This is a genomic window from Acidithiobacillus sp. HP-2 (assembly GCF_015100155.1).
In the GTDB taxonomy this organism is placed as follows: domain Bacteria; phylum Pseudomonadota; class Gammaproteobacteria; order Acidithiobacillales; family Acidithiobacillaceae; genus Acidithiobacillus.
This window is the reverse complement of the sequence record NZ_JACKZA010000037.1, coordinates 1-8296: the sequence shown is the minus strand read 5'-3', so window position 1 is coordinate 8296 and position 8296 is coordinate 1. Positions and strand designations below refer to the sequence as shown.

The 8296-nt window shown below is 49.1% G+C and carries 8 protein-coding genes; 1 reads left to right on the top strand and 7 read right to left on the bottom strand.

Going from position 1 to position 8296, the window contains the following annotated elements; translation table 11 throughout:
* Positions 1–131: 131 nt before the first annotated feature.
* Together H7F11_RS16895 and H7F11_RS16325 are read right to left on the bottom strand one after the other, a co-directional pair.
* The gene (locus tag H7F11_RS16895) at positions 132–317 is read right to left on the bottom strand and encodes a hypothetical protein (protein WP_193650461.1); all 186 of its coding nucleotides are present in this window, start codon (positions 315–317) and stop codon (positions 132–134) included.
* Between the two features lie 255 nt (positions 318–572).
* On the bottom strand, positions 573–980 hold the full coding sequence (locus H7F11_RS16325; RefSeq protein ID WP_158006144.1) for a DUF4168 domain-containing protein: 408 nt from the start codon (positions 978–980) through the stop codon (positions 573–575).
* Positions 981–2664: 1684 nt separating this feature from the next.
* On the opposite strand from H7F11_RS16325, the gene H7F11_RS16320 reads away from it, so the two are divergent.
* Positions 2665–3435: a L,D-transpeptidase family protein gene (locus H7F11_RS16320; protein ID WP_193658273.1), complete on the top strand. Its 771-nt coding sequence runs from the start codon at positions 2665–2667 to the stop codon at positions 3433–3435.
* Positions 3436–4724: 1289 nt separating this feature from the next.
* Here H7F11_RS16320 and H7F11_RS16315 read toward each other — a convergent pair.
* The 5 genes from H7F11_RS16315 to H7F11_RS16295 form a co-directional block, all read right to left on the bottom strand.
* On the bottom strand, positions 4725–5486 hold the full coding sequence (locus H7F11_RS16315; protein ID WP_319803402.1) for a serine protease: 762 nt from the start codon (positions 5484–5486) through the stop codon (positions 4725–4727).
* 335 nt (positions 5487–5821) lie between these two features.
* On the bottom strand, positions 5822–6004 hold the full coding sequence (locus tag H7F11_RS16310) for a hypothetical protein (protein WP_193658269.1): 183 nt from the start codon (positions 6002–6004) through the stop codon (positions 5822–5824).
* Between the two features lie 35 nt (positions 6005–6039).
* On the bottom strand, positions 6040–6243 hold the full coding sequence (locus H7F11_RS16305; RefSeq protein ID WP_193651691.1) for a hypothetical protein: 204 nt from the start codon (positions 6241–6243) through the stop codon (positions 6040–6042).
* Positions 6244–6288: 45 nt separating this feature from the next.
* Positions 6289–7614 carry a porin gene (locus H7F11_RS16300; RefSeq protein WP_193651692.1) on the bottom strand — a complete coding sequence of 442 codons (1326 nt, stop codon included), beginning with the start codon at positions 7612–7614 and terminating at the stop codon, positions 6289–6291.
* Between the two features lie 206 nt (positions 7615–7820).
* Positions 7821–8296, bottom strand: a 476-nt coding sequence (locus tag H7F11_RS16295; RefSeq protein ID WP_319803401.1) for a TQO small subunit DoxA domain-containing protein, incomplete at its 5' end; no start/stop codon positions are given.

The window sequence follows — 8296 nt, the reverse complement described above, 5'->3', positions numbered from 1 at the left end:
CCCCAAACAGAGGGCCATAATTGACGCTTTCCTTCGTTTTACGTAGCAATGCAACAGGCATAGTGGACGCTTAACGATTCAGGTCTCAGCCCATCGTCGCCACGATCTCAAAACACGCTGCCATGACTGGGTTAGTTCAGATGATTATTGTTAATGACCTCCCAATGGCTTCCGCCCGGTTTCCCGACTTCGATCATCTGAATTTGACCGTTACTGATCATGGAGCATCGATAAATCAGACCGTGCAAATGTCTGCACTGATTGATTTTTGTTTCTTTGACTTCCTGATCAATATGCTGCATCTGACTCTTGGTCATATTCATATCCATGTTGTTGTCTTTAATGGCACGGATGATATCTGCTTTTTTGAGTGCTTGACGCACATCCTGATGGCTAGGTCCGAAGGAACATCCAGACAGTCCGATAACAGTAAAAAGCAACAAAAAAGAGAGTGTTAAAATGTTTTTCATTAAGATTTTGGATAAAAGATAGAATAGGGCCGAAAATAACCGTCAGAGATGCCGTGAATGGTATCCCTGACGTTCCATGATTTACCAATCAAGGTAGTGCGACTATGCACCAGACTTGATAGCGGCCTCGACCTTTTGAGCGAACTGTGGATCGCTATGGGCTTTTCTCATGAGCATCTCATAAGTACTTGCGGAGAGATCGTTTTTGGCCAGAATTCCGTGAACATCCTTTGCATAGGTCTGTTCAAGTGCCTGTTGCTTGGCTTTGCTTACGCCTTTTTGCATGGCTTCACCACGCATTTTGGAACTCAGGGGCTCGATTTCCCGCAGAGCAGAAGCAAAATGCATGATTTCAGCGTTACTCACCGCAGGGCCCGCCTGAGGTGCAGAGGGCATCATTGGCTGGGAGCCAGATTGCGCTCCCGCTTGCGGCGCTCCGGAAGCCATAGGCGGTGTAGACGCACCGTTCTGCATTGCCGGTGAGGATGGTTGGGGTTGCGTGGTGGACATGGGGCTGCTCATGCTTGCAAAAGCAACGGATGTGCTAAACACGAATATTCCGAGTGCCGTGATTACGTTAGTCTGAATGCTTTTCAATAGTTCATCTCCCTTTTAGGTAAAAGAAAAGAGCATGGATTCTGCTCGTAATTGCTTGAGTGAAATTTCACCAGCGTTTTTACGGTAACAACGGTTAATCTGTATTGTCAAATAAATGAACCCAACTTAACAAGCATCATAATTGGTCAAAAATAAGTGTTGCGCATATTCAACATGGAGCCAGAAAACACGTTAATGTTTATGGGAAATCTCTTCTGTAATTTAACAGAAAACTGATATACCACATTGATATTTGTTTTTTTACCACCATCCGTGTAGATAAGCATGCTGGCGTGATCCATGGGTAATCATCATTCCTAGATACGGCAATTCATGCGCAACGGATTCTACGATCAGTATAAATTACGTTTGCGGATGATCTTGCGGAGACAAGACCATCCAGTACCTTATGGTTATGAGGTTTTGGTTGGCGGTTGATTCGGATTCGATTGAGTCGCTGGTTGGCCTTCGGGGGATTGAGCAGAGGCTGAGGCCCCATGCTGCATGGAGTATGAGTGTGACTGTCCCTGAGAATGGTATGCCGGAGTCGCCGCACCTGCCGATGACTGTCCGCCATAAGGAGGGCTGGCAGCAGAAGAACCGTGTTGCATGGCCGGTGAAGAGGGTTGTCCCTGAGGCTGGTATCTCGGGGTTGCCGCACTGGCTGATGACTGTCCTCTGTAAGGCTGGGCAGAGGAAGAGGCGCCATGCTGCATGGAGTGTGAGGATGACTGTCCCTGTGGTTGATATCCTGGGGTCGCCGCATTGGCAGGGGTCATGGAACTCGCAAAAGCCATAGAAACGCCTAAAGCGAATACACCAAGGCCCATCATCAATCTGGAATTTGAGTCTTGCATTAAGATCCTCCACCTAAAAAATCGATAGAAAGTAGTCAAATAGATATTGACCGTAGTACGTGGAATCCTCCACGACGTCAGTACGCTAACAATACAAAATGGAGTTCGTCAAACCCTAATAAACGATTGTTTTTATCACAACAATAGTGTTCTTTAATGAACACACACAGAATCAGTTATCGAATTATAATGAACGGATAATGCCCATTATTATTTACTCTAATTTAGAGTTTTACGGATGCGCAACGATCGTGTGATTTTTATAGGGCCTGGTCCCCCAGCCACTCTCAAAAGGTTGCTGCGATATTTGCAGTCTTAGCGAGATTTTTTGTGAACATGAGGATGGGATTTTTGAATAGTGGCTTCGGCTGCATCACTAACTATTTCAACGTCACAGTGGCGAAGATCAGTCGGTCGGATACTCGTCGCTGCGGTAGATTTAGGCGTCTTAACCGTGAAGTACCACCATACAACTAACTTGACAGATGCCGCCATGAAGGGTTTGCTTAGAGGATGACTCTATCGGACAAGGAAAAACTCTGGAAGTCTGGAAAGGTGTTTGGCGAAGATTGCCAACACTTCGGGTTCGGAGCGACGCTTGGTAGGTCGGGCTTCGGTGCCCTCAGAAAAAACGGTCCAGTCGGTCCAGATTGCCAAGGGCCGTCGCCAGACACCAACCCGAATAACAGCCTTGCGGCGTGCTTCCCAATGGCTCCAAAAATTTGTGCGGAGTACCAAGAATGTTGATTCATGCCCTTACTGAAATGCAATTCTATCCATCAACCCGTTGGCAGACTCCACCAGCATTTCATGCAGCCATAAAATCGGCGCCGACATCCTTTCGGCAGGGTGCGATTCTGCAATTCGAGGATGCCGATCATTTGCCGTTGGGTAAAATGTCGCATGCAGCGCTGAAACAAGCTGTGGCCGTTGCCCTAAAAGACGGTTTTCGCAATCCGTGGCCGTACACATGGGTGCAGGTATCCAAGACAGACCCGGAAACCGCCACGGTGTGGACTTTAGTCGGCACCAAACTGATAGCCGTCCTGCACACGCCTGTAAACACTGGTGTGCTCCATTCCACCCCGGACGGTTCCTGGCCCGTGTACGAACGCGTGCCGGTAACAACGATGAAGGGCACATTTCCTGCTCCGCTGACACCCTATCAGCAGCGGTTATATCGCGCGGCCAAAAGCGCGGGTTTTGCACTGAAGGGTACCAATATCGATCATTGGCATGGTGCACTGGTCCAGTGGCGTCCCTATGATGACCCTGGTATCAAATGGGTAAGCTACTTCGACAGGGGCCGCGCCCTGCATTATTTTCCGCGTACAGGCTACGGCTGGCCGCAAAGTGCGGGCTGCGTGGAGATGCCGGATAAAGCGGCGCGTCAAATTTTTAGTACTATTCACTATGGTTCTGTCGTTACGGTGAGCAAAGGGTTGCGGCAGGCTGCGCAAGTTCCGGGTTCCAACCTATCGAAAAAAGTGCACAAAAAGTGGCCGGCCTGAGATCATGATGGGCTGGTGGAGAAATGTGTCGCGTGCAAGAACGGATTCACACGACGGTCCTGTCTATGTGCCGTTTTGAGAAGTTCACTCGTATCGTCCAGGGTAGCGCTCGGCCTCTGGGGCTTAACGTAGAAGTGGGCGGTTTATCAGCATCATTTTTTGCCATATTTCAGCATCATGTTTTTACCACGCGACTTCGTTGAGAATGAATATTCAACCGACTGATAGATTGAATCAATTTACGGAATAGGGGTCCGGTCATGGGTAAACCATTTTAACGCTGCTTTCTACTTAAAGCTGATAAATATTAGACGCTGTTTGACACCGACGAGACAATGGTGCATTACGCTCATAAATAGGCGTGGTCCTGGGTTGCATCAAGGAGACTTGGACAAACCAGCCTCCCTCAGAGCGAGCCACAGCCATTGGGCCATAAATCCTGCAGTAACGCGAGCCGTGATCTCCCACGGACTACAATGCTCTTGGGGCCGATCAGAACGATAGTGTGTGTCCTTATAACGCATGGGAAATATATGGTGGACCCATGGGTCAAAACAGTTAGAAGGTGAGTTTAAGCTGGTCCGGTTACTTGCCGTTGAATCCCTGACAAGTCGATCGGAAGCTATGGGTCGGATGATGTCATTTTTCTTCGTTACTGAATGTCTCCAATTAGTCTGCTGCCGAACATCAGGGCTCAACGGCGACAGAGCAGCGGAAGCAGTCGTCCAGCGGACTGACCATCATGTTCTCGAAATTCGTCCCCATGCCTGTAAACCGTAGCATTCTTCTAAGAATGGTTTTCGAGAATTGCAACCGTTTGAGTTACTGTGCGGAAATCACCGCCACCTGAAAACTCTCGAAAACGGTCCGTTTGCGAGAAGCACACTCCATTTCTTACCAGACGATTTTCCCGTTTATGTCAAACGGACAACAGATGCAATTAGTAATGATGATCCTACCACATAAAGAATACGGAGTACCCAATTGTTAACCTTTTCAGGCTTCGTGGTTCCCCCGCGGGTCTGGATTCCCCAAGAAACAAATGCAAGAGTTGCCAACAAGACTGTGGTCACACCGATGCCTTGGAACCACGCAATTCGTGTATCCCTCACCGCACTTTTAGCCGATGCAATGTAGTGTTCGCCGATTATCAGACCAGCTAAGCCTGATAAGGCTGCCAGACAAAACGACTGTAGCCATGAGCTGATGAGCTTATTCCAAGGGTTCAATGGGAATTCCTTTTGGAAACTGCCTAACGTCAGCCGTCACCTGAACGCGGGCGTTAGGCATCAATTCCTGATGCCGAGACGAGCGCATTCCTGTTGAACTTGCTCAATCCCAAAGCCAATTCCAATGCCTGAATTGGCATTGGCCTGAATTATTTGATCCATGATTGAAAAGCCTTCCCCCATCATCTGCGCGAAACTACCGAAGTCAATACCCATGATTTGGGCAGACCCTCGATTTGCTATGCCCTGACAGTGCTGTAGAAGCTGATGCATCTTTTGCCTTAAACCACCGAGCTGAGCTCCGCCCAGAAACCGCCGCTGCGTGACGATACCGATGACTTCCCCGGAAGTAGAATTGATGATTGGGCCACCTGAGTTCCCGCCGTTGACAGAGCCATCGATATAGAACGCGTGAGGAGCCATAGTGCCCGAAATAACTGCTTCCTGAGTCAGGAGGTCATGGATTCCATGAGGGAACCCGGAGAAAACAACCTTTGTCCCCCTTGCCTTAGAGTGATTGAAGGCTGGTTTGAGGACATGCCGCCCGCCAGGAACGGGAGACTTTGCCCGGAGGACGGCGAAATCAAATTGATTCTCAGGAGAGTGCGCTATCAGTTCGGTAGGTGTCCGCCGTCCGTCTTCCGTAACCGCCTCAATGTCCTGCCTGTTGGAATGGTACGGAGCAATCACATGATTGTTCGTGACAATCACATCTGTCTCGATGAAGCTGAAACCAGAGCCCGAGCTGCTGCCGCACTCAATTCGAAATGTTGCGTTAGCGAGTGACTGATGCACCGTGTCCTCCTGATGCCCAACGTAAATTATATTGCACTTTTGGTTCAGTATAACAATAAGTTGCGCCGCATAACACTTGATCAGTCCGTTTTCCGAAGGTCTGTTCAGAAGGCCACGAGACAGAATGCATCATTGTGTCTGGTGTGTTTCCGCTCGTCCAATAGTAAGGTGTCGATTACAGATACTCGGCGAACAGCCTGTAGTGCCATCGCCATGGTGATCTATCCTGCTGGCCTATGCTGTGCTAGGAGAAGCATCGTGCAATTCAGTGGGCCATGCTATCCATTACGCGATCAGGCAACCCAATGACCGCAATCAGTCTGAAGCAGTCACGATACGTTTTCTTATGGGAATCCGTGGCATCACCGCCATTGCCTACGGTGCCACCATCCGTAGTGAATGGGGGGATGACCACGGTAGCCGTACCCATATCCGCCAGGAGCGATGATGCATCCTGAAAGAATAGCTACCGCAACCAGAGCGGTGATCAGCCGCAGAACCCGAAAACTTCTGCGTTGAATTTCTGTGTATTGATCCATGCGCATAGCAATGATCCTTTCCTGAATTGTTTACCCTCAGCCTAGCACAAATCCGTCCATCCACGGATGGTCAATGTGTTAAAAAATATGATGATTTTGGCTTGCGCCACGCAATATATGTCGGTACGGTTGGACGCAATGAGGCATGGCGAATCGGTGTAGGTTCGTTTCGTCAGGTCCTTGCCCGGAAGGACACTGCCGCGCAGCCCGGGAATGGCATCACGCGCCGTTCCTAAAACGGCCATCTTCAAGAATCCTTCAATAACATCACCATCTCCTCGTTATCTTCATCAAAAGGCAATCATCGCCTGCATGGCAAATTCATTGTCCACTGCATTGGAAATACTATCCGCCACAGGATTAGGCTGATGCGGTACATCCAGCGTCCGGAAGTAGTAACCGGCCATGATTTTGGTCAGTGGCGTGAAGTGATACTGCAGACCAATAGCCCAGGTTTTGAATATACGTTGCTGTGCCGGATCATTTGGCAAGCGATCGTAATAGTCATAACGTAAATTCGCTTCAATATGCTTAGTCAAAAACAAGCCGCCTTCCAGCATGTAACCATTGGCCGTGTTCTGGCTGCCGGGATAAAGTTGGGTGTTGGTCAGCGTTGCAGGCAGACCAGGGGCGCTGCTGAATGCAGATGATGCCGATATCCAGCCGGTACCACGCATATACTGGAAGCGGAATTGCTGACCCCATTGGTGCATATAGCCTTGCAAATACTGCACATCCACGCCGTAGCGATTCATACTGTAACTGGCGTCATTCAATTCAGGACTGGCATGCTGATACCAGATACCCGCCTGCACATCGCTACGGAAGGGTCCTTTCCCCCCGAATATATAAGCTTCCTGCAGACGCGCAGCATAAAGGGGACTGCTCGATTGGTTGCCGGCAGCCACGGTTCCAAACATTCCGATCATGGCGCCATAGGTAAATTCCCAATGACCGTTACGGAACCAGTCAAAAGCCATGATGCCTGGATAGCGGAAGGCGTTATCTCCCAAAGATTGTTGGCCATTTATCAGGTATGCGTTTGTCTGTTGATTGATTTTGTAGGGGTCGTTAGAGTTATACATCGGTTGTTGCATCAACTGCCCTATAACTGTCGATGGCAACACGAAGTTGTTGCTCATGAATCCCTGCATGGCTCCTTCGGCGCTGGGTGCACGAATGAGGCCTGCCTCAATTCTGGCGCCCGGAATATAACTGAAGGTAAAATGCCCATCAATGAGACCCGGCTGGTATCCCCTGCGCACATGCGTGAAACCATTATCTCCAAACTCACCGCCAAAAAAGTAAGAGATATTAGGGTTCAGATTTCCACGCAACTCGATTCTCGCCCTCAGGATATTGGCGGTAGTACTTTGCGAAAACCCGGGCGCTATAAGATCAGTGTTCGGGATCTGATTCTTTTCAAAGCTGTCTTCCTGGCCGGATTGTGCATATAAACTTGGCTCAATAAATCCCGAAACGCCAAATATCGGAGCATTGGCCGGAGATGTCCCCTGCAACTCGAACCAGTTGGCGGCATGGGCTAGCGGGGACAAACCAAGCATGGCTGCTGTGACAATAAGCGTATTTCTGGAAATTTTATGCCCGTGATACATGTTCATCACCTCATGATGTTTTGGTTAAATATTTAGCGGCTAATAGCAATATGTAGCTTTTTAAAAATTCTGCCGAGAAAAATGGTGAATGGGTAGAATGTTAATGCCTATTTTTGCTAATGCAGAAGATATCTCGCTCATATAAAAACCGCTCGTCGAGAGACTAACTAGATCGTCTCCCGCCGAACGGTCCGCGTCAAATACCCTTAATGAGCGGCGATTTGTGCGCTTACTTCCGCTTTCTGACCATTGATGTTCAGTACTTGCAACTGGTAAGGACCGGAACTGGTATTGATAAAGCCCGTACTGCTGACTGGCAGATGCAACATGGCTTCTGCACCCAGACCTGCCTTCAGGCCCAGAATTTTATCCGGAGCAATTTGCTGGTAGGCAAAATCATTGTGGATATCTTTGGGATTCAGACGGGAAAGCTGCTTGCCATCCCAGGACTCCACGACTTTGCCATTATAATCCAGCAGACGGATGGCAATAATATGCGCCGGTACGGAAGCGGTTCCTGCATCAATATACATATGCACATCCACGCGACCATCGGGCAGAACCCGCACATCGGTCATTTTGACATGGTGGGCCTTCACGCCGGTAGGATCGCCGTGGAAGGGGGTGATCACTGAGCCACGATAGTAAGAATAGGTGGCGACAATGAAAATGACCGCAAGCC